Source organism: Ruegeria sp. AK4 (assembly GCF_056541025.1).
The window spans coordinates 147,934-168,427 of sequence record NZ_JBQFXS010000003.1; the positions used below are offsets into that span (position 1 = coordinate 147,934).

Sequence of the window (20,494 nt, forward strand, 5' to 3'; positions counted from 1 at the left end):
ATGTCCTCCAAAATTCAGAACGGAAAATTATCTGGCGGTGGCGGTTCATACGTTGTTTCAGAACGCCCAACCACTTCGACACGGTAGAGCTTCGATCCAGCTGAATCCGATTCCGCCCGAAGAACACGGCCATTTACGATCCGGTCTTTGTGTTTCATCAACAAACGGCCGATACTCTTAGCGTTGAACTGCCCGCCTCGTGTCATGGAGGCTAGAGCCCGGTAGAGGTCGCCAATCTCCTGGGATTTGTTCTCTTCGGCCATCACCCCGATTTCCGCCAAACTTTTTGCTTGCTGCCCGAGCGCGGCTTCCCAAGTGTGAAGAAGATTTGCCAATTCCGATTTCTGGGGATCGTCGATTTTGTTGCGCTCCACAGTAATCACCGGGTCAGGTAAACCGAGCCAGATGATTGCGTCCCGGATCAAGTTCCATTCGCGAAATGAGCCGAGAGGCGCCGATTGCTTCGGTTGGCCAGCCGCGATGAAAGCCCGCAAGATCGTCAATCCAGCAGAAACCAAGGCTGCACGGTTCTGTTCTGCCTCAACTCTGGGGTCAAAGTCGTGTTCCGCCAATTCGGGATGCTCGGTCCGAGGATCGAGGCGGCAAACCAAGGTGCGGCGAGCCATATCCCCTGCAATCACGAGGTTGTTCCCAGTTGCCATGAAAAGCGCATTCGTAGGGGTGCGAGCGAGTTCCGATTTACCAAGAATGCGAGCCGCCCAAATATCAGTGGTAAGTACGGCGCAGAGCGTATCGCCTCCGATGGGGCGTTCGCAGTTGTCGATTACTACGATCGGATCGCCAGCGATCAACACCGTTGCAATGCGCTTTTCGTCTTCTTCGTCGCTTTTCCCCTGCGAAATAATAGTGGGTGTGTGACCTGAAGCGATGATGCCGATTGTCTGGGCTATATAGGTTTTCCCGCTACCGGCGGTGGGCGCATCGACAGCAAACAACGGTGCCGTACGAAGCGATCTACGCATAAGGGCGGTCAAGGTGGCTGCCAGAAGAACGCTTTTGTCGACAGGTTCCGCGAAAGGGAATTCGCGAAAGGGCATCAAGAGTGTCGGGAGGCTGTTCAGAGCATCGTCACGCGACGGGGCGTCAGGGACCGGTTCGAATTCAAAACCCTGAGGATTGTAGAGCAGCCCTGATTCATAATCGAAGCCAGGTTGCTGCAGGATCGAGCCATCAGCACGCAACGTAGGCGTGGAAATCATCCCGGTCAGAACAGGTACACGCCATTCACCGACGCGAGCCAGATAAGCAGCGGCATGTTCATAAGGCGGATGCACAGGAACGCTACCGTCTTTAGTTGCCTTTTCCCAGTTTGCCACGCGTGCAAATGTCTCACGCAGCCAGGGCGAAACGACCCTAGTCAGCACCAACGCACCGCCTGGGCGTTCGATACCCTCGGCACTGATTTGCTTCGGAATGCGGCTCACCCGAACGAGCTGTTCTCCACGTTGATAAACATCTGCCTTCACCTCGATCAGCGCATCCTCGGCTTGATCGACTTCTGCAGGCAAGTTACCAGCTTCCACGAGAATGGTTGGATTGGCGTTGTTTTTCGGACGAGAAAATCCTTCACTTTTGAGACCAATCCACTTGCGCAAAGTGTTTTCGAGCTCCTGAATATCCAAGCGGTCACAGAGCTCCGGCAAGCCCCAGATGGGATCCCCTGCCTGCAGCTTCTCCCGAGATGCCAAAGATTTTCCGCCGCGGTTTTCGGCCTCGTCGTCTCCGGCTGCAAACGCTACAGCGACAACAAGACGATCAACTTCTTCGTCGCTCAGTTCGGTGCGGATCAGGGCGCCGGTGAGAGCCAAGCAGATGTTGTCCCGATCTCCTTGATGACGCGGATAGAACCGCAACACCACGGCCAACGCGGCGCAAATCCCGCACCGTTTTTTCAATTCCTCGGCCGGTACGGTCGGGATCTTTGTGGGATCGCCCATCCATTGCACCTGTTCACCTTCGGGGTGCGTGGAAGGGGGAAACATGGTCTGTGTACCGTCGCTGCGGATTTCGAGAACGACGCTGCGGCCAAAACTCAGGTTTTTTGCTGCGTTCGGGGGAAGCTGAAACCGGGTGCTTTTCATCGGCGTGGTCACCACCACGCGGTGACTGCGCGGGGAACTCATGCGCCCAAATGCGATGAAATCACCAAGGATTTGATCGGCAATAGGGATTGCTTCGGGAATGTCCAGGTCAATGTCTGCCAGGCCGCCCGAGCGTGTGCCCGTCGCGATGCCAATATTGCTGTCGGGCGAGAACTCGGCTTCAATATCCGCTTCTTCCCACTTGCGTGTTTCACTCCAGTTGCCGGCGGGTTTCTTGGAATTCGGGAGGAGCCGCAAAGGCTCCCATCCCATTTTTACATATGCCTTCGCTGCAATAGCAGGGTTGAAGTTTGCCGGAAGGTTCTGTGCTTTTTGCTCAGTCATCACCACCCCCCTGTTTGGCGAAAACATTGTCTTCAAGCCAGTCTTGGACGTCCTTGAGCGTGTACCAAAATTCACCGAGTTTTTCGGTGTACTTGGGACCGATGCCCATGACACGCTTGGTTTCCCAGTAAATTGCGCTGGTTGCGGTCAGTTTCGCGAGCGCGCTGGTGTGCAGCAGCGTCGTTTCACGAAAATGGTATGCTTCGACGCATAGGACAAAAAAGTCCCAAGTGACGCAGGGAGTCTCAGCAGCCATCACAACCCCCATCTGTCAGAAAGGAATTGAGACCAGACTTGCGATAACGCACCGCCTTGTTGCCGAGTTTGACGTATTTCGGGCCCTTACCCTGGCTGCGCCACTTTTCAAGCGTTGCAGGACTCAGGCCCAAATAACGAGCTGCCAACTTAGTCGACAGCAGTTCTTCATGATCGTGTACCACAGTAAACCTCCTTTATTAGTGTGGAGGCCTACCTATTAGTCAGACGTTTCCTCGAAGGGAAAAGATCTAAGGGGCCCGAGATAAATCTCTAATAAAATCAGCTGGTTCCGACATTGGTATTCCCACTGGTCCAAGAACCGCACGTAGTTTTCTAAACCTCTCGACAAGCATGGGAAGATCACCGCCTTCGTAGGCGAATCGAATTATTTCGTGAAATCCTTCCCTGAACTTGACGCTAAGGCGTGTGGCCGCGCTACGGTCTGCTGCGACTTCCTTTGGACCGCCGCTTTCCTGTTTAATTTGAAGGGCAAGTTCAGCCAGAGTTTGGACCGTGCGGTGTTTAGGATCATCCAACGCAATGTAGAGAAAATGGCCCTCATTGTCTGTGGGAACGCTACCGTTTCGGTCTTCGAGGTAGGCTTTGCCCATCCAAACGAGCTCCGGTAGATCAAAGTATTTTTTGTAACTGCCGGTGCTAGGCTTTATCCCGAACAACGCTTCCTTCGCTGCGCTGAGGCGTTTTGCTTCGCCATAATGACTGCGAACATGGGGCGCGTTTTCTGTTTGGGCTGCCTGCTCCGGTTCGTCGACTTCTTGCATCGGGTGCGCTCGAATAAACGCGAGAAGAACAACATCGATAAACGCGTTGGTAAGGGGGCTGCCTCGCCAGTCTCCGTTGTCAATGTGATCGCCAAATATCCACCACTCGTCGTCGCTTGGGGTAATGCTCATGATGCCACCTCCAAATTTTCCCAATCATTCATTTCCAATATCCTCGACGCGACTGCCTCGGCAGGGCCGCGCAGGCGCTCAATATCACTAACAATATAGCCGGCTGTGACATCTCCGGACAGCCGATGGTTCAGAAGACGCTTCAAAGCGTAGTGCGGGATGTCGAGGCTTTCCGCGATGGTGATGAAGGTGCGACGCAGGTCGTGCAGGGTGAACTTAACGCCGCTACGCTCACTCACGCGCGCAGTGAACTTCTTGGTTTCAACGACGTGGCCCTTACGGCTCGTGCTAGGAAAAACCCAGGGCGACTTTTTGGTATGCATTCGCCGGTCCCGCAACAAACTCACGAGATAGTCTGACAACGGAAGGTCCAGCGGGTCTCCGTTTTTGGTCTTTGGGATATGCAAGGCCCTTTCTTCCAGATCGATGTATTCCCATCGAAGCGAAGCAATTTCGTTGCGGCGCATACCAGTGAAAAGAGCGACCAAAAGAAAGTCGCGTGAGCAGTCAGGCTCTGCCATGACGCCCAGCCACCATGATGGGAGATCAGACGCGGAGACTACAGTACGCCGTCGTTTCTCCGGGAACCACGCGCGCGCTTGCGTCAGGATATTTACAGGGTTGGGAGGGAACTCCTCGTGTGCGGCGGCCGTGACGTTGTAGACTGACCGGAAGTGACGCATAACGTTGTTTGCAGTGACTTCACCATGGTTCTTGGCGATACGCTGATGACGCTTCAGAACCGATTGACGGCTAATTCCAGTAACAGGCTTACGTTTCCAATCTTTCAGATAAAGGTTGATGCTACGTTGATACCTGTCACGTGTGCTGTCCGCGAGGTTGGGCCTAGTTTCGAAAAAGTTGTCAAATGCTTGGCCTAGCGTAACGCCCTCTTGAGCTATGCGCCGCTTTTCGGCATTTGGATCGATGCCCGCGGCCATGTCGCTAAGAATGCCCAATGCTCGTTTGCGAGCTGAATCGACGCCGAGCACATCAGCCCGCCCAATGGTCACACGCCGGGTACGGTTCTGTACTTGCCCTTCAGCAAAGTAAACTTTGGAGTTGGAGCCAACCCGCAACCCGAACCCGCGCAACATTTCATCGCGGTAAAGAATCTGACCTTTGTGAGTATGTGGAAGCGCTTCGATCGCGCGTTTCGTAAATCTAAGTGTTGGCATTGAGACCTCCTATGGCCTCAACTCAACTTAGGCATAAAATCTCGAAATTACAATCATTATCAGATACTTATCTTGTTTAAGGCGGCGTGTTCGCGCACGCGCACGCACGAGCAAAGAGGCACAGGATCACCCGATAAACAGATGTGGCAAGCGACGATGGGTATGTTTTCTCGCTTTGACCGCCGTAACTGCCAGTCTGAAACGAAATCAATTGTTCTTCATTGGAAGGCGGCTCTCAACGAGGGACAAAATCGCCCGACTTCCTTGTTCGCTGGGATTGCGGAGTATCCAATCAATCGTCTGCGTTTTTCCTGCGAGATCGACTTCATCCCATATCGCTAGGCGAACAATCGGAAACCCAATGATTAGTGACGAAACTTCCTTCAAAAAATCGTAGAAAGCGCGTTGTCGCCATCTTGCGGGCCCGGCCCCATCCAGCTGACCTCTGATTGGTGAGGCTCCAAATTGCCTTTCGCAGCTCGGGTTTGTCCATTTCTTACCATGTTTACCAGCACGCAGGCATGCATCTTCATGGCGCGAGCAGTATGAACGGTAGGAGTTCAAAGGAAAGCACTTCAAAGCCTCATAGGCTTGTGCAGAGAGGGTAATGGCACGGTACCTATTGAAATGCAGCTGTTCATCTAACTCGACTGCGATGCCTTCAAATTCAATATCCCAGGTAGCCCTTGGGTTGACCGGGAAATCGGATTTGATACCGCCCAGTCTTCGATAGACTTCTTGTGCGGCCCCAAAGTAGGTCGACCCACGTATGTCGTGCTCAGTTAGGCGTCGCAGCTTGCGCCCACCAACAGAACCTTGGCGTGAAAGCGCTTCCTTCAGAGCATCTTCCCTTGCCGGCATATTTGACCTCAAGCAATTTCAATTGAAAACGCTACTTTGGAAGTTTCTCCCAGCTGTTCAGGGCAGAGTCAGGAACCTGCCATCTACGAATATCTCCATTACTTGGGTTCTTTTGGTTCCACTCGGAGGCATCCCACAGTTCGCGAATCTCCACAGAAGTAAGCACGTACATTTCTACGTCTTCTGGATCAGGAAGTTGGGTGGGATCTCTTGGTGCCGAGACAAGCACCCAAATAGCACTTCGATCTATGCTAGGCTGGGTGCGAACGAACCAAGTTGGTCGTCTTTGGCGGTCCGCCTTCACCTCCACGCCAAAGGTGGCGCCACTTGGACTGCGTACGATCAGATCACATTGGCGAGCATTATTGTTGGTCGGAATGACACTGTAGCCGAGCTCTGTCAGCCGGTCTGCCACAAGGATCTCACCAATGGCACCAGTCGACTTTGCCATAATTCTTTCTAAAAGCTTCGGGTGTTTTCGCGCAATTCTTTGGATATCCAATGATCAAAACCTCGGTCAGATGGTGTGACTTTAACAATGTGGAATATCTGGCTCAACTGGCCGCTTGGTCAGTTCAAAATTACTCGCCAATTCCGTCGGAACGGGATAGCCCTGCAGGCTGGTCTTCTATAGAGCCGTCGATGGGGTGGGGTTGCCCGGGTTTGCAGCGTTTACCGGGTTTGGCGCTGCCCTGGCGCCGGCGCTACGGGGTAGCCAAACAGCACTACATACCAGTCTATACATAAGGGCGCTTACGTGCGTCTACTGTCGTTCGGGCCAGCTTTTCGGCAACTGTGAGGAGCTCTGACTTAGGCAACAAAGGGTTTCAAGGCCCTCTATGCCAGTCGCAGTAGTCCTAAATATCGTGGCTGTCTTCTCGGCTCCTCTTGCATGCGACAAGCTTCTGAATCAAGCTCACGGTGTTCTCGCGTCGATCTATTCGCCGGGGCGAGACAGATTTTCTAACCCATCAAATCAAGGAATATTTCTTGGAAAAACATCCCGTACCCCCTCGACCGCTCTTTAAGTACCTGACAGGGGAACGGGCTCTGCAAGTGCTGCGCGATCAGACAATTCGGTTCACTCAGCCCAAGTATTTTAATGATCCATTCGAATTCTTCCCATCAATCGATGTCGAAAGGCTGAAAAAAGAGTACCTCGGTAAGATTACGAGAAGCAGGAAGATCTCCCCAGAAAAACGCAGGGAGATTTTGAAGCAGCAGTTTGGGGAAGTCGTAAGGCGATATGTTGAAGAATTTGCGAGAACCACCGAAGAGTACGGTGTACTGAGCTTGAGCCACGAAAGCGATGTACCCCTTATGTGGTCTCACTACGCGGAAAATCACACTGGATTGGCTATTGGCTTCAATTTGGATCACGGGATTGGACCAACTCATGAAGAAAAGAAGTCAGATCTGATCTGTTCTTCCGCACCTATTATTTATTCCACTGAAAAAGCATCGATTCCAAACGATTATGGCTTCTTTTCAGCACTAAACACCAAGGATAATTGCTGGTCTTATGAAGAAGAATGGCGTGTCATAAGGCGGCTCGGAAACCTCCAACAAGCTTCGGAAACAGTATTTGTTGCACCCTTCGAAAAACAGTCCGTTCGATGCGTTGTTCTGGGTGCAAGAACACCCGACAAATTACGTGATGAAGTCTTCGAGGTCCTAAGAGATTATGGAGTTGTGCATCAGCTCGCAGCAACCCTTGACGCTGATGCGTTCACCATGGACATCGATACCGCCGTGGGTGAGATGTTAAGACAAGCTGACTACGCTTTTGATTCCAAATTTCTTCCTGGCACAAAAGACTTTCATCAATATGTGTCGGAAGCAAAACTCTACACCGCGATGGAACTCTTGGACCCAAACATCAAATACGAACGTACAAAGGACTCAATCGACTTTAATCCTTGAACAAAAATTTGGACAACCAATCTGTCTAGATAGGTTTTGGTCACCAGTCATCGCCGGCCTCGACTCAGTTTGAACGATGGTACTCTCGGACATCCAATGCGATCGCTCAAACGGCAGCCATTAGTCCCAAATAGTAGCAGTTGGTCGGGGAGCCGAATATACCGTCATCTTCGAATGTGGGAAGCGTGTTCATTGTTGCCTTCTGCAATATCCCGCGCTCATAGGTGTATGTCACCAATGATCATGGCGGAGCGATTTTTTGCAGGGGCAGTTCTATTTACTCAAGAATCTTGGAATAACAGGATAGGCGTGTCTCATCTCCTTTGACGCTGCGTATGCACCCCTATTGAGCCCAGGTAGAGTTTTGTTTGGCTAGTTCTACTTCTAATGCCCACCGCCGACCCAACGGCCAATTCAGGTATTATCTCAAGATCTCAAGTACCTGCTCAACCTGCGCGTTTCTTTCACCCCAGAAACGCTTTCCGTTTATTTTTTGTAGTAGGCTCAAAGGAGAATACTCAACGTTAAAATCCTCCATGGCCTTCCTAAGCGATACAAGATGTTCGGTCTTTTCCGTAAGATCATCAGCGCCTTTGATTGCGGACAAGATTGCCCTTAGCGCTGCAATGTTAATCTCCATCGGCGTTCCACGGTGAATCCTTAGCTCATTTAAGTGAAGTTCAGATCCAGTCAGATCGCCGGCCACCATACTGGCAAGCGCCAACCTAAACGTCGTAAATGGCCACGAAGCCCCCATTGATTGCGCTTCTAGATACAGTCGATATGCTGCTTCTGGTCTACCTTTGACTAGTGAAGTATCGCCAAGGTCCATCTTTGACTTATAGTCCTCAACGTTCCCTGGCTTTGGCGCAGTCAGACTGCCTTCCATGATTTTGGATCGAAGTCCTTCAATCATGGGGTTATTTGGCTGTAGCTCATCCGCGCGATTAATATCCTTCAAGGCCTGCTCAGTTTCTCCGGAGAGGAAGAGCGCTCTGGCTCGACCAATAAAAAGCGTATAGCTCGTAGGCTCAAACTCTATCTTTTTGTTGTAGACTTCGATTGCTTCCTTAAGCCTTCCGGCTGCCAATAGATCTCTGACTTGCAGTCCTGAGTCGGCTTCTGGCTGAGAAGAGACAGATTTTTTGGCCTTTGGTTTGCTTCCACTGGTACTCTCAATCTGATCTAGCGTCAGGTCTCGTTGCAAGTCAGATAGGACATTCAACTTTAGACTCTTGTCCTCACGCTGAATCGAAGCAAATTCTCGATCTGCAATTTCCAGCAAACCCGCAAGAGCCAAAAACTTTCGCCTTACTGATTTGGGGATGTTTGCACTTCCCTTGTATTGGATGTCGTGCTCCATCTCTGCCCATGCATGTTGAAGCACAGTTCGAACTTGAATTTCACAGACCAAATTTTGGTAAATGGAATTTTCCGGCAACGCCAATCGATCGTCAGTTAATTTGACAAGATAGTGAATACTCTGGTAGCCGAACTGGCCCTTTTCAGCTCTTTCTTCACCCACATCTCTCTTCTCGATAATGTCAAAATGGTTATCTATGAAATTTGTAATTTCTCGGATGTCATCAATTGTGTACGTAATCACCCTTACAGCCGCTAGATCAGTAATCTCGGTTAGAGGTTGAGTGTACTTGGGCGTTCCGTCCTCGTTTGTCTTCTCAACTTTCCGTGCAAAGCTGTCGATGGACTTAGCGCGCGCTTCTATTGAGTGGGTCCTCAGGCTGTTTTGCGAGAAAGAGCTGACGAGTATTCGTTTAACTTCGGTACAAAACTGATCGAAGTTTTGCCTGCAGGTTCGATACTCGGCGACTTGCGTATCGCTCATTTCCAGAAAACTCCAATCTTACAACGCCTTTGATGATTGAACGAAGTTGGTGAGGCGTCAAGCCCGTGTCCGGGCGAACGCTCTCAGATTTTCGGCGGCCGTTGCTGCTACTGGAACCAGCGTGAAAACAGAGGCGCTTGCGCGATGCGTCCGCTCAAACGCCGTCCGATGCGTTACAAGTCTACCGCGTTGATTTCTTGAAACGCGCATACTGGTACGACAAGGAAACCGACTCCAACTTGTGATCGATAGGCTTGCCTTCAAGCTTCCTGTATGCCGTGGCCCGTAGGGTGGAAGAAATCATTAGCATCCCCGATTTTGGGTTGATTGCGATCATGCCTGCGTCAAACAACGCGTGGATATCTCGCCTGAGGATCAGGCTATTCTCCGGAACTTCGAATGCCGGGTTTCCGGTGTGGGGTATGACATGCGCAGCCTCTAGGACGACAGGGACGTTGAAGCCGGTAACCACGCAACGCCCTGCGTGACGATTCATTGCTTCCTCCCGGAATTTCTGTTGCTCGGGTCTGGCTTTGACGGTCGTGGTTTTTCGCTCGTTTTCGGCGGCCAGGACGGCGTCACGGTCTTCGGCAAGCGCGCGATCCAAACGCGACAAATGCACATTCTCAACGCGCGAAAGTGCTTCAGTCTTCCTTGAGCCGTAGGCCAAAATAACCTTGTCAATTTCCGCCTGCTCGTCAGAGGTCATAGCCCAAGCCCTCGGGCTGCGATCCTCATTTATTCGGTCGAGAACCGTTGAACGCCAACCTTCATTGCCGAGGATCCTGAAGCCAAACGGATGCTTAAGTAATGCAAGGTCACCAAGTTGAATCTGCAAAATACCTTCTTCTTCAGTGACGCGCTTCGCGTTCGCGACACCAGTTAGACCCAAACCGGACCCGAAAGCCTCATCTTCGTGGGCCCAAAGATAAAGGTGATCGCCGACATTAACTTTTGGGCCGGGCGACTTGTCGCTGCGTGAGCTTGCTCTAGAGCTCTCCCACGGCATGCGCAGGACCTTGTCGTTCCAGTCTGCCAGTCGTTGTGGCCGAGCGATGCCGTCGGGACCGTGAAGCTCTCCGTTGAACTTCAGTAGAAATGCGTTCCGCCCAGTATCGCCGTCGGCAACCGAGGGGCCCTTGAGCGATGCCTGCCAGATTTGCTGTCCACCGGGAAGCCCGTCTGAGACCGAACGTAGTTCCGGTACCTTGCTCCAATCGTAGGCAAACACCTCGTTTTGGGCGTCATCAATGTCCACGTCGCCAATGACCTCACGAATGTATTCCAGCGCATCGTTATCTGGGTGGCGATGTCCTTTTCTCACAAGGATCGTCGTTAGAGGCGGCAACTTTGTATCATGCATGTAGTGAAGTACTGCATAAAGGTTATTGCCCAGTCCTCGCCCCGTTGGATGTGCCCAGCCGACCGCAGCTGCCAGCTCTTGATAGGTGGTGCGCTGTCCTTGCTTTGCCCTGGAAGCGAGGAAGCGGGCTAACTCAAACTGAAATTCGTTCATAAAACCTGATTACCTGATTGCTCTCCAAATGAGGATTGCCGTGAACCTCTCGTTCTGCAAGCAGGTGCCGGTCGGCAAGCCCCAACTCTAGAATGGGTCAACAGAGAAGTCGAGCGGGGTGAAAGGTGACTGCCTGCAGCTCCTTTTGCGAATAGTGTATTTGAGACCCTTTGGTATCACTAGGAAGGTCACACAGAAGCCTGTTACCGCCAGAGCCTGGCGAAAGTGTCGGGTCTTGATCCTCAAAAACGCTCCGTTGGCACCTTGTGCGAGCAAATTGCCCCTTAGTTGAGTAAAGTTGATACTATATAAGATAAAAAAACAGTATCATATTGTACATACGATACCTTGGGAGGACGATATGACTACTCCGATACACCCTGAAGCCCTTAAGGCCGCTCGAGCCCATAAGCGCTGGACACAAGACGATCTGTGCGAAGCAACGCTTGGCCCCAACAAAGTGAGCTTGCCAACGATCAAACGCATCGAAAGCGCCAAAGAAGGCCCGTATCAGGCGAATGACCGTGTGGCACAGACCTTGGCAAAGGCCCTTGGCGTTAGCGCCGAAGAGCTGGGTAAAGCGCCCACTGAACGCGAACAACTTGAAGAGTCGCTGCGGAAGGTTGGTTACCGGCCCCTGCGGGCAATGATTGAAGCCGAAACCGCCCTGGCCTTCAACATGGTGCAGAACATCTACGGAATTCCAATCCGATCTCAGATCGAGATGGCGCCCTTGTTTATGACGTTGCTTGCTGAAGGGAGTCTCTCTTGGCGCCGAGCGCGGGTGGCTGAAATTGAAGAAGCCTCGGATGCGCTGCAGAGCTTTGGCGGGGGACATTCCTCCTATGTCTATACTGCCTGGCGCGTAGATGAAGGCATCGCAGCTGAACGCGAGTCTATCGAGAAGAAAGACCTCTTCGGGGTCGATGCCTCTGAGCAAGCATTCGATTGTGGCTATGATCGATCGGCTAACAATCCCTTTGCAGACTACCTTGCAGAGTTCGCCCAAAAGGTGGGCGCAGCGTCTGTCAGCTTCGACGGAGATTTTGGCTGGAAGACTAGTGAAGGGCTGCCAAGCTATCGCATCGGAGCCGAGAATATTTCTCGGCTGACTGGGGAAGATCCTGACGCGGAGTATGCACTGCTACGCGGTCACGTCCGGATCGGCGATATACCAGAAGCACTCTTGGGCGACGATAAAGCCGCCGAGCGGGCTGCTTGGATGATAGACCAAATCCCCGCAAAGGAACTGGCCGAACGCCGAGCAGAGCGTGAAAATCTCATGTCCCTGATACGTATCAACGAAGATCACAGTGCGGGACCCAACACGTCGAGTTCGGGAGGTCAAGATGCCTGAACTACAGCTAACACACCATGCGACGGCGCGGATACGGCAACGGGGGTATCGCGAAGACGACGTCGATCTTGTTTTCCGTGTCGGTACGCGCGTTGCCGATGACGCTTTTCTGCTCACCGACAAGGACGCCGCACGAGCAATCCGGAAGCTCAAGCACGAAATCCAGCAGTTGGAACGTTTGCGCGGCAGCAAAGTCATCGTCGAGGGCGAAACGCTCATAACCGTGTACCGCGTAACGCAACGGCGCCCACAACAAAGCTCCCACAGGTCAAAGAGGTCCCAATGAACCGCTCCATGAAAGAACCAACGGTATCCGTGCGTGTTCCCGTTCACTTTGTGAACGCACTACTTCAGGTGCGGGATAGCCTAAACGGAGATCTGACTGAGCTCCTGAAGGCTAGCTTATCCCCACAACAGAAGGAAATGGGAGAAGTCGCCGTAACGCAACCACGTGTCCGGACGCCATCGCACCGCCAAAAATACCACGCCGAATACCTAGGCGCGCCGGTTGGCGGCAACACATTGCCCGAGGTCTTCGCCCAGTTGGTTGACCTCACCAACGAGCTCGCCCCGGAAGCCCTTGAGGCGCTGGCTGACATGCGCGCCTACTCCAGACGCTACATTGCCAGAAAGCCAGAGGCGATCCACCCGGGCAGCCCAGGACTTCCAGTCAAACTAACATCCTCCGGTTGGTGGATCAGCAAGAACATCGGCCAGGATGACCTAAAGCGCGCAATGAAGGCTTTGTGTCGAGCCAGCGGGCTTAAGTTCGGTGTAGACGTCAGTTTCTCAGCGCAACTTCGTGCGGGATGAGCAACGCCGATACAGGCAGCGCGTGTCGCAGCCTCCAGCCCATCCTACCTCTGTTCGGCAGGCTGGGATCGCAGGAAATCCCAGGAACCCGCTCACGGAATACTAAGGTGACGGCTGTCGACCTAGTAGGGGATTAGTAGGGAATGTACGTCAAACGTTCTCTGGCTAGGTCCGGCGCCGTCCAAGAAGGCCAACGAAAATAGTGATTTAATCGTAATGATTTATGCTACTTCAGAGGGCTTTGTCTGGTCAGGTCCAAGTCATAGACGGCAAAATTCGTAATGATGGGGTCGGGGGTTCGAGTCCCTTCAGCGGCACCACCAAGTTTCACCTATGTGATAACTGTCAGCGGTTCATCGTTTGGGGAACATACCCTAACTGCACTGCGCCTCACCCAAAACAGCTATTCCCCCGCTGGGTTTGACGACCACACATGTCCTGTCCACGCCATCAATCGCGATTCCGCCAACTTCAATCACATTCGAACCGTCTTGTTCGTCAAAGTAAGAACTCAATACTGGAAGCGGATCGCCATTGGGGAGTGTAATTGTTGTGAACAGCTGATCTCCGCCCTCGCTGGTTTTTGTCCAGACAATGACCTCTAAAACTTGCGCATCGTTGAAGCAGAGCCGAACAGGGAATCCAGAAAATCCATCGTGCGCTCTGATCGCCTGACTTCTTATCGAAGCTGTTGTTGCCCGGCAATCGGCGTCAAAGAGGCCGACAACGATTTGGTCGCGCAAGTCAAAGGTTGGAAACTGATTTCCGGGCTTAACCTGGGGGTTTCTGAATGCTCCGACCGAGGCGTACAGAAGGCGCGACATCTCACCAGAAGGATCAAACTCCATGAAGATAAGGTGGCGCCTGTCTGGTTGTGTCGAATGTAACCGAACATCTGCCGCCACAACCTCTCCGTTTGGCGTCTCGTCTACGATGGTCCACAAAACCTGCGATTCCGGTGAGAGCGGGCGACCAATATCCGTTGCGCCCAGAGCCTTTCGCAGGTTTGGAAAGTGGTCACCTCTGGTCGAAAACATCTGTTCGAGACTGTTCATACCGGCAGTGTCAGACGCGGCGTCAACCAGCCGAAGCATTTCTGTCGCATAAAGCGTATAGGCTTCCGGGTCGCCGCCAATTCCGTCGATTCCATCCTGACCATGTAAGATGGTGCTGCCAACCGGCGTCCACGGTGCGGGCAAATCAGCGTTGTTTCGGTCTCCAAACCGTGGTCCGTCACCAAAATCGACACGAGAAAACTGAACGACGTTGGCTTTGGCGTCTGTGAGGCCATCCTCCAAGGCCGTCATTTTCACAGAGTTTTCATTGTAGACTATATCTCCTGACCAAAGCGGCCAAAGTGTCCATTCCGCGTACCGTTTACTGCCTGTGAACCTATGCTCTGCTGCGGTCAGCACATGGCACACTTGCGATGCGGTGCTTCGCGTGAAAACGGGTGCCGGGAAGATCCCGACATCTTCGGCCCATTTGGAAATGGCGCGTGTCGCGCCCCCGCCCGGAGCACCGTCAACTCCGTTCGGATCGAACCCGGCATCAAGCAGTGCCTGCTGCCCGCAACGCGCATACTCTCTGCTTGCTTTGAATTCCAAAGCCTCAGGAGAAGACACAAACATGGGATCTGGTTCCGGACGCGCATAGTCCGGATGAACGACAATCGCGCCATCAACGGGCACATTCGTTGCCTCGGTCGGACAGCAATGCTTGCCGTAAAAGATCACAAAAAATACGTGACCATCCTTAAGACCCACCTGAAGGGCATTGTCCGGCCCCATTTTGGTGCTCCAAACGAAGTTTCCGGCTTCCAGGGCGCTGTCCAGGTCACTGCCCGCAAACCCCGCTTGGGCCAGCAGAGCCAGTGTTTGCTTTCGATACGCGCCATCTGGCCCAAGCAGCTGCGCCATTTTCCCGAGATCTTCCGCCAGTTCCGGTTCGAGAAACGCGATGTTGTCGATAGATTGCGGAGCCGTCAGAGCCCAATACGCTGTGTTGCCTTCCCTTGTGCGCCCTTTGATCCAACCGTCCGGTCTGAATCGATACAATTCCTTTGCAATGACCGGGATGTTTTGATCCCTTATGAAATGCAGCTGCGCTTCGCTTTCATTATCCATTTGAGCGGAAGCTACTGCCGGAAGACCAATGAATATGGCTGCAATCAGAAACAGAAACTGCACGTCAACCTCAACACTATCAAACATTCAGTTTCGATAGAGTGCACGCGGGATGACCCAAGGTCAACAAAAGCCGGAATGCGGGATTTGAGTGCGATTGGCTGAAAGCTGAAATGGCCGGGCTGCACCGAAACAGAACGAACAAAGTGGCAAGGGCCGCAGAATAGCTTCAACCGTTCAGAATGTCTTCTCGATGCTCAAAGAGTCCAGTTTCTGGACGAAGACGATACAGCTAATGGTTTTGGAAAACCCAAGAGCGTAGTCCCGGTGTATTTCGACCCGGTGACCTGCTAGAAACCCGCCATGGCACTGACAGCTTTTGACCACGTAAACATACGTACCTCGAATCTGGATGACATGGTTGAGTGGTATGGAGAGGTTCTGGGCTTGAAGCCGGGGAAACGACCGGATTTTACCTTCCCCGGAGCGTGGCTTTACCTGAATGACGTAGCGGTGGTGCATTTGGTCGGCGTCAGTGATGAGCCCGCCGTTGGTGGAAATCCCTCGCTGGAGCATTTCGCCTTCAAGGCTGAGGGTTTCGACGAGTTTGTCGGCAAATTGGATGGGATGGGCATAGCCCACACGGTTGATGCGGTTCCGGGGATGGCGATTGTGCAGGTCAATCTCCACGACAGTGACGGCAACCACATTCACGTTGACTTCAGGACTGACGGATAGCTGCACCAGACCACGGCCCCGACCGGCGAAATTCAGCGACCCTATGTAACCAACGTCACTGACCGCCCCACCAGAATCGGCCATATTGGGTGTATTAAAGAGTTGGCGCTCTTGTTCGGTTTCGAGCGCAGGTTTTTTTCATCTCCCTACCCTAAGACAGGGCGCGCTGGTGGTTGAGCGCGCCCTTGTTTTTGGGCGCATTGGCCGGGAAGAGCGATACGGCCAGAAAGCCGTTGGGCTTTGCGGAATCCAGTGCCTTGCATCAATGGTGATGATGGCCGTGCCCTCCGTGATGGTGCGGATGCCCGTGGCCGTTGCCCTGCGGATATTGATGGGGCGCAGCTTGATAGAGGCGATTGGGGTAATACGGGCCATAGTGGCAGGCCGGGTCCTGAGGCGCGTGATAGCAATAGGGTCCCGGAACCGGATGGTAGGGGTGATACGGGTGGTAATATTGGTTCCAATAGGCGAACCACGGGTAAGCCTGATAGTGGTTTTCCCAATAGGCCTGGCTGAATTCCACAATGGCAATGCCCAAAGCAGCGGCCACAACCGGGTTCATGACTTTCTTCGTGCCGTCGCTTTCTGTCAGAATGTAGTTGGATGAAATCCAACCCCGGGCACTGTTCCATCCTGTGTCGCACCAGCTATAGCCCGTCTGGCAGCCGTAAATCTCGATCGTCGCATCTTGTGGCAATGTCGCGACCACCGGGTAATTGGTGCCCGGTCCGGCGCGCATGTGGACGGATGTGGTTGTGAAACCCTGTGTCTGGGAAAGGGCGGCGGTTGCCAGCAGCGGCACGAACAAAGCGATCTTGATGATGAACAGTAACTGTTTCATTGGCTTCCCTGTCTTTGTTTGGGTTTTGTGAAAACTAGATCGCTCCGGGCGATTTCAGTCAAGGCTCCCTAATCCGCCCTTACGCCTGTTTTCAATCGGCGCGGGCTCAGCCGATTGACGAACCTTCCGAAGCTTTTCGGGTTTCTGAACCGCATCAGGGTCCGGTCAACCATCTGGAACTTGCGGTCGTTTTTGTTAGGGTCTGTTTTCAGGATGCATACCCTCACAGAACATTTCGAAAGTCTCGTCCAGACCTATGGGCTGATCATTTTGTTTCCCACGATTTTCCTTGAGACATTTGGCCTGCCGCTCCCCGGTGAAAGCGCCTTGGTCGCAACTTCGGCGCTTGCGGCGAAAGGGTCGTTGAACATCATCGCGGTTGCGGTGGTTGCAACCCTTGCGGCAATTGCGGGCGACAACGTTGCCTACCTGATCGGGCGCAGATATGGCCGGGCGGTCATTCTGGCCTATGGGGCGCGTTTCGGCATCACCGAGTCTAAGTATCAGGCCGCAGAACGCGCGACCGAGACATATGGTGCCTATGTGGTGGTATGCGCGCGCTTCTTCGTCTTGCTGCGGCAGCTCAACGGGCTGGTCGCGGGCTCGGCGAACATGCCATGGGCAAAGTTCTTTATCGCAAACGTGGTAGGTTCAGCGCTTTGGGTTCTGATCTGGACGACACTTGCCTATCAGTTCGGGCAGCACGTTTCCCAGCTGCATCAGGTTCTGCATCAGGTCTCGCTGATAGGCGCGGTGTTGATACCTGTGGCCGTGGTGCTGGTGTTTGTCTTCGGGCGCAGCGCGATGAAAAAGCTCAGCGCGTTGGCACAAGGGCAATCTGACCAAGACTGACTTCCTGTGAAACCAGTGCGCGCAGAAGCCCCGGCTTATGTTCGTGCCGCCATAGGAAGACAGATGGTGCCGGATGCGCCCGCGAAGTGATGCAAGGCAGACACGGGTCAAGGCCCAAACCATTCCGTCATGACCTTGCCCGAGCGGCCCGCCCCATAGCCTGAGCGAATTCGCGCCAGTTGCACAGCGAGTTTCCGCAAAGCGCCAACGCGTTCTCTATGCGGCTGATCGGGATTGCTATAAGGCGTTCTGACCATTTTGGTGGGGGTCAAAATGAAGATGAGCGCACTGGAAGTATTTTGCATCACCATAGCCGGCGCTGTGGCGCTGGCCGGGTTTGCCGGGGCTGCAAGCGTCCTGATTTCTGTCATATGAATGCGCTCTGAATCCGGGGCGTAAACGCTGCATCGTCTCGGGGCCTTGTCCGACGAGACTGCAGCAATCCGACATCAATACGTTCGTGAGTGAGGCGTATGCGTTCAGCGCATCGCAGGCCCGGTTTGCCAAGAACCCGCCATTTCCGGCTTTGCCTCAACCGCGTTGGGTTCCCTGATCGGCATTGCCGCTGCGTTTGACGTTTTTGGGCATGTGAGAGCAAATCTCGTCCAGCCAGCTGGCGTCGGCTGCGACGTTGTAGGCGGTCTTGTCGCCCCGCGCGAATTCTGCCCGGGTGGCGTAGGTCAGAGCGACTGCGTGGCAGCGCTTCTTGTTCCAGTATCCTTTTGGCTTTTTCTGTCCGGGCATTCAATTTCTCCTGCGCGGATTGTCGTGGCGCAGGGTAAATTGGGATTGTGAAATTTTGCCAAAATGTCGGTTACTTTTTCGTCCGGTGTCCGCTTGGCCAAAAACGGTCCCGGTGCGCTGGGATCTACCCGACGTTTGACGGCCCTTAAGCGCGTTTTTCGCCGATCGAGGTGACGCCCAGAACATCCAGCACTCTGGCTTCGATCTGTTCCGCATTCATGCCGGCCACCGCGTACATATCGGCGGGGCTGGCTTGGTCGATGAAGATATCCGGCAACACCATCGAGCGATACTTCAGCCCGGAATCGAACACGCCTTCTTCCGCCAATAGCTGCGCGACATGGCTGCCGAAACCGCCAATGGCGCCTTCTTCGATGGTGATCAGCGCCTCGTGGTGCGCGGCCAGATCCAGAATCAGGTCGCGGTCCAGCGGTTTGGCAAAGCGGGCATCGGCGATGGTCGGCGTTATCCCTTTGGCCGAAAGCGCCTCGGCCGCCTTTTGCACCTCGGCCAGACGGGTGCCGAAGGACAGCAGCGCCACGCGAGCCCCTTGCTGGATCAGACGGCCCTTGCCGATCTCCAGAACCTCCCCGCGCTCGGGCAGGTCGACGCCCGCGCCTTCGCCGCGCGGATAGCGAAAGGCGATGGGGCCGTCGTCATGGGCGGCGGCGGTGGCGACCATGTGCATCAGCTCGGCCTCATCGGCGGCGGCCATCACGACCATGCCGGGCAGGTTCGACAGATATGCGATGTCGAAAGACCCCGCATGGGTCGCCCCGTCCGCGCCGACCAACCCGGCCCGGTCGATGGCAAACCGCACTGGCAGGCGCTGGATGGCGACATCATGCACCACCTGATCGTAACCGCGCTGCAGGAATGTCGAATACATCGCGCAGAACGGTTTCATCCCGCCCGCCGCCAGCGCGGCGGAAAACGTAACGCCGTGCTGCTCGGCAATTGCCACGTCGAAACAGCGCGAGGGGTAGCGTTCCGCAAACAGGTTCAGCCCCGTGCCATCGGGCATCGCGGCGGTGACGGCCACGATCTTGTCATCGCGCGCGGCCGCTTCCACCAGCGTTTTGCCAAAGACCGAGGTGTAGGAGGGCGCGTTTGACGGCGCCTTTTTCTGCTCGCCCGTGACCACATCGAATTTCGCCGTGGCGTGGCCTTTGTCGCGGGCTTGCTCGGCGGGGGCGTAACCCTTGCCTTTTTTGGTCAGCACATGGATCAGGATCGGCCCGGTCGCCCGCGCCCTGACCGTGCGCAGAACCGGCAGCAACTGGTCCAGATCGTGGCCGTCGATGGGGCCGAGATAGGAAAAGCCCAGTTCCTCGAACAATGTCCCGCCCACGGCCATGCCTTTCAGCATTTCCTTGGCGCGCTTGGCGCCTTCGCGGAACGGTTCCGGCAGCAGCGATACCGCGCCCTTGGCGGCGGCTTTCAGATCGTGAAAGGGTTCTTCCGCGTAGATGCGCGACAGGTAGTTCGACAGGGCACCCACGGGCGGCGCGATGCTCATCTCATTGTCGTTCAGAATGACGATCAGGCGTTTTTTCAGATGGCCCGCGTTGTTCATCGCCTCGAACGCCATGCCCGCAGACATCGAGCCATCGCCGATCACCGCGATTGCGTCACCCAGCCCCTCGGGCGTCACGCCACCCAGATCGCGGGCGACCGCAAACCCCAGCGCGGCGCTGATCGAGGTCGAGCTATGTGCGGCCCCAAACGGGTCATAGGGACTCTCACTGCGCTTGGTGAAGCCGCTCAGGCCATCCTTCATGCGCAACGTGCGAATGCGGTCGCGCCGTTCGGTCAGGATTTTATGCGGGTAACACTGGTGGCCCACATCCCAGATGATCTTGTCGCGCGGGGTGTCAAAGACAGCATGCAAAGCGGTGGTCAGTTCCACCACACCCAGACCCGCGCCCAGATGCCCGCCGGTGACGGACACGGCCGAGATCGTCTCGGCCCGCAATTCCTGCGCCACCTGATGCAGTTGCGCGTCCGAGAACTGCCGCAGGTCCGCGGGGCGGTTCACAAGGTCCAGCAAGGGCGTGTTCGGGCGGTCAGACATGTGGCG

At 54.3% G+C, this 20,494-nt stretch carries 19 protein-coding genes; 4 read left to right on the top strand and 15 right to left on the bottom strand.

Annotated features, from left to right (window positions below; genetic code table 11):
* Window positions 1-14 precede the first annotated feature (14 nt).
* The 7 genes from ACR0EZ_RS07110 to ACR0EZ_RS07140 form a co-directional block, all read right to left on the bottom strand.
* Window positions 15-2,447, bottom strand: a complete 2,433-nt coding sequence (locus tag ACR0EZ_RS07110) for a bifunctional DNA primase/polymerase (protein WP_480611955.1) — start codon at window positions 2,445-2,447, stop codon at window positions 15-17.
* Window positions 2,440-2,703 (bottom strand): hypothetical protein, encoded by a 264-nt coding sequence (locus ACR0EZ_RS07115; RefSeq protein WP_480611956.1) that lies wholly within the window; start codon window positions 2,701-2,703, stop codon window positions 2,440-2,442. Before ACR0EZ_RS07115 ends, ACR0EZ_RS07110 begins: the two co-directional genes overlap by 8 nt.
* Window positions 2,693-2,887 (bottom strand): helix-turn-helix transcriptional regulator, encoded by a 195-nt coding sequence (locus ACR0EZ_RS07120; protein WP_480611957.1) that lies wholly within the window; start codon window positions 2,885-2,887, stop codon window positions 2,693-2,695. The genes ACR0EZ_RS07115 and ACR0EZ_RS07120 overlap by 11 nt, the downstream gene beginning before the upstream one ends.
* A 66-nt stretch (window positions 2,888-2,953) precedes the next feature.
* The gene (locus ACR0EZ_RS07125) at window positions 2,954-3,619 is read right to left on the bottom strand and encodes a hypothetical protein (RefSeq protein ID WP_480611958.1); all 666 of its coding nucleotides are present in this window, start codon (window positions 3,617-3,619) and stop codon (window positions 2,954-2,956) included.
* Window positions 3,616-4,797, bottom strand: coding sequence for a tyrosine-type recombinase/integrase (locus ACR0EZ_RS07130; protein WP_480611959.1), 1,182 nt, complete (start codon window positions 4,795-4,797; stop codon window positions 3,616-3,618). The genes ACR0EZ_RS07125 and ACR0EZ_RS07130 overlap by 4 nt, the downstream gene beginning before the upstream one ends.
* Window positions 4,798-5,004: 207 nt before the next feature.
* Window positions 5,005-5,658 (bottom strand): DUF7255 family protein, encoded by a 654-nt coding sequence (locus ACR0EZ_RS07135; protein ID WP_480611960.1) that lies wholly within the window; start codon window positions 5,656-5,658, stop codon window positions 5,005-5,007.
* Between the two features lie 31 nt (window positions 5,659-5,689).
* Complete coding sequence (locus ACR0EZ_RS07140; protein ID WP_480611961.1) at window positions 5,690-6,109, bottom strand: hypothetical protein; 420 nt, start codon at window positions 6,107-6,109, stop codon at window positions 5,690-5,692.
* A gap of 539 nt (window positions 6,110-6,648) precedes the next feature.
* Between ACR0EZ_RS07140 and ACR0EZ_RS07145 the strand changes: the two genes are divergently transcribed.
* Window positions 6,649-7,581, top strand: a complete 933-nt coding sequence (locus ACR0EZ_RS07145; protein WP_480611962.1) for a DUF2971 domain-containing protein — start codon at window positions 6,649-6,651, stop codon at window positions 7,579-7,581.
* 421 nt (window positions 7,582-8,002) lie between these two features.
* Here the strand turns inward: ACR0EZ_RS07145 and ACR0EZ_RS07150 are convergent, their stop codons facing one another.
* On the bottom strand, window positions 8,003-9,427 hold the full coding sequence (locus tag ACR0EZ_RS07150) for a tetratricopeptide repeat protein (RefSeq protein WP_480611963.1): 1,425 nt from the start codon (window positions 9,425-9,427) through the stop codon (window positions 8,003-8,005).
* A 181-nt stretch (window positions 9,428-9,608) separates the two neighbouring features.
* Window positions 9,609-10,943, bottom strand: coding sequence for an HNH endonuclease (locus ACR0EZ_RS07155; RefSeq protein WP_480611964.1), 1,335 nt, complete (start codon window positions 10,941-10,943; stop codon window positions 9,609-9,611).
* Window positions 10,944-11,304: 361 nt separating this feature from the next.
* Here ACR0EZ_RS07155 and ACR0EZ_RS07160 point away from each other — a divergent pair, with 361 nt between their 5' ends.
* Window positions 11,305-12,300 (top strand): helix-turn-helix transcriptional regulator, encoded by a 996-nt coding sequence (locus ACR0EZ_RS07160; protein WP_480611965.1) that lies wholly within the window; start codon window positions 11,305-11,307, stop codon window positions 12,298-12,300.
* A gap of 7 nt (window positions 12,301-12,307) precedes the next feature.
* Here the strand turns inward: ACR0EZ_RS07160 and ACR0EZ_RS07165 are convergent, their stop codons facing one another.
* Complete coding sequence (locus ACR0EZ_RS07165) at window positions 12,308-12,541, bottom strand: hypothetical protein (protein WP_480611966.1); 234 nt, start codon at window positions 12,539-12,541, stop codon at window positions 12,308-12,310.
* Between the two features lie 41 nt (window positions 12,542-12,582).
* Here ACR0EZ_RS07165 and ACR0EZ_RS07170 point away from each other — a divergent pair, with 41 nt between their 5' ends.
* Window positions 12,583-13,113: a hypothetical protein gene (locus ACR0EZ_RS07170; RefSeq protein ID WP_480611967.1), complete on the top strand. Its 531-nt coding sequence runs from the start codon at window positions 12,583-12,585 to the stop codon at window positions 13,111-13,113.
* Between the two features lie 374 nt (window positions 13,114-13,487).
* Here the strand turns inward: ACR0EZ_RS07170 and ACR0EZ_RS07175 are convergent, their stop codons facing one another.
* From ACR0EZ_RS07175 to ACR0EZ_RS07185, 3 genes are all read right to left on the bottom strand, one after another.
* Entirely contained in the window at window positions 13,488-15,326 is a 1,839-nt protein-coding gene (locus ACR0EZ_RS07175; RefSeq protein WP_480611968.1) for a hypothetical protein, read from the bottom strand.
* 150 nt (window positions 15,327-15,476) lie between these two features.
* Window positions 15,477-16,061: a hypothetical protein gene (locus tag ACR0EZ_RS07180; RefSeq protein WP_480611969.1), complete on the bottom strand. Its 585-nt coding sequence runs from the start codon at window positions 16,059-16,061 to the stop codon at window positions 15,477-15,479.
* Between the two features lie 178 nt (window positions 16,062-16,239).
* Window positions 16,240-16,818 (bottom strand): SH3 domain-containing protein, encoded by a 579-nt coding sequence (locus ACR0EZ_RS07185; protein WP_480611970.1) that lies wholly within the window; start codon window positions 16,816-16,818, stop codon window positions 16,240-16,242.
* 213 nt (window positions 16,819-17,031) lie between these two features.
* Between ACR0EZ_RS07185 and ACR0EZ_RS07190 the strand changes: the two genes are divergently transcribed.
* Window positions 17,032-17,670, top strand: coding sequence for a DedA family protein (locus tag ACR0EZ_RS07190; RefSeq protein WP_480611971.1), 639 nt, complete (start codon window positions 17,032-17,034; stop codon window positions 17,668-17,670).
* Between the two features lie 531 nt (window positions 17,671-18,201).
* Here ACR0EZ_RS07190 and ACR0EZ_RS07195 read toward each other — a convergent pair.
* A complete protein-coding gene (locus ACR0EZ_RS07195) occupies window positions 18,202-18,414 on the bottom strand; it encodes a hypothetical protein (protein ID WP_480611972.1) in 213 nt (70 codons plus the stop codon).
* Window positions 18,415-18,559: 145 nt separating this feature from the next.
* Window positions 18,560-20,488 (bottom strand): 1-deoxy-D-xylulose-5-phosphate synthase, encoded by a 1,929-nt coding sequence (gene dxs / locus ACR0EZ_RS07200; protein WP_480611973.1) that lies wholly within the window; start codon window positions 20,486-20,488, stop codon window positions 18,560-18,562.
* Between the last annotated feature and the right edge of the window lie 6 nt (window positions 20,489-20,494).

Bases quoted from the DNA above. Each gene is read 5' to 3' on its own strand.
- ACR0EZ_RS07110 (WP_480611955.1), bottom strand. From the start codon at position 2,447: ATGACTGAGCAAAAAGCACAGAACCTTCCGGCAAACTTCAACCCTGCT.
- ACR0EZ_RS07135 (WP_480611960.1), bottom strand. From the start codon at position 5,658: ATGCCGGCAAGGGAAGATGCTCTGAAGGAAGCGCTTTCACGCCAAGGT.
- ACR0EZ_RS07130 (WP_480611959.1), bottom strand. From the start codon at position 4,797: ATGCCAACACTTAGATTTACGAAACGCGCGATCGAAGCGCTTCCACAT.
- ACR0EZ_RS07195 (WP_480611972.1), bottom strand. From the start codon at position 18,414: ATGCCCGGACAGAAAAAGCCAAAAGGATACTGGAACAAGAAGCGCTGC.
- ACR0EZ_RS07175 (WP_480611968.1), bottom strand. From the start codon at position 15,326: ATGTTTGATAGTGTTGAGGTTGACGTGCAGTTTCTGTTTCTGATTGCA.
- ACR0EZ_RS07160 (WP_480611965.1), top strand. From the start codon at position 11,305: ATGACTACTCCGATACACCCTGAAGCCCTTAAGGCCGCTCGAGCCCAT.
- ACR0EZ_RS07180 (WP_480611969.1), bottom strand. From the start codon at position 16,061: ATGGCCGATTCTGGTGGGGCGGTCAGTGACGTTGGTTACATAGGGTCG.
- dxs (WP_480611973.1), bottom strand. From the start codon at position 20,488: ATGTCTGACCGCCCGAACACGCCCTTGCTGGACCTTGTGAACCGCCCC.
- ACR0EZ_RS07115 (WP_480611956.1), bottom strand. From the start codon at position 2,703: ATGGCTGCTGAGACTCCCTGCGTCACTTGGGACTTTTTTGTCCTATGC.
- ACR0EZ_RS07125 (WP_480611958.1), bottom strand. From the start codon at position 3,619: ATGAGCATTACCCCAAGCGACGACGAGTGGTGGATATTTGGCGATCAC.
- ACR0EZ_RS07155 (WP_480611964.1), bottom strand. From the start codon at position 10,943: ATGAACGAATTTCAGTTTGAGTTAGCCCGCTTCCTCGCTTCCAGGGCA.
- ACR0EZ_RS07185 (WP_480611970.1), bottom strand. From the start codon at position 16,818: ATGAAACAGTTACTGTTCATCATCAAGATCGCTTTGTTCGTGCCGCTG.
- ACR0EZ_RS07150 (WP_480611963.1), bottom strand. From the start codon at position 9,427: ATGAGCGATACGCAAGTCGCCGAGTATCGAACCTGCAGGCAAAACTTC.
- ACR0EZ_RS07190 (WP_480611971.1), top strand. From the start codon at position 17,032: ATGCATACCCTCACAGAACATTTCGAAAGTCTCGTCCAGACCTATGGG.
- ACR0EZ_RS07170 (WP_480611967.1), top strand. From the start codon at position 12,583: ATGAACCGCTCCATGAAAGAACCAACGGTATCCGTGCGTGTTCCCGTT.
- ACR0EZ_RS07140 (WP_480611961.1), bottom strand. From the start codon at position 6,109: ATGGCAAAGTCGACTGGTGCCATTGGTGAGATCCTTGTGGCAGACCGG.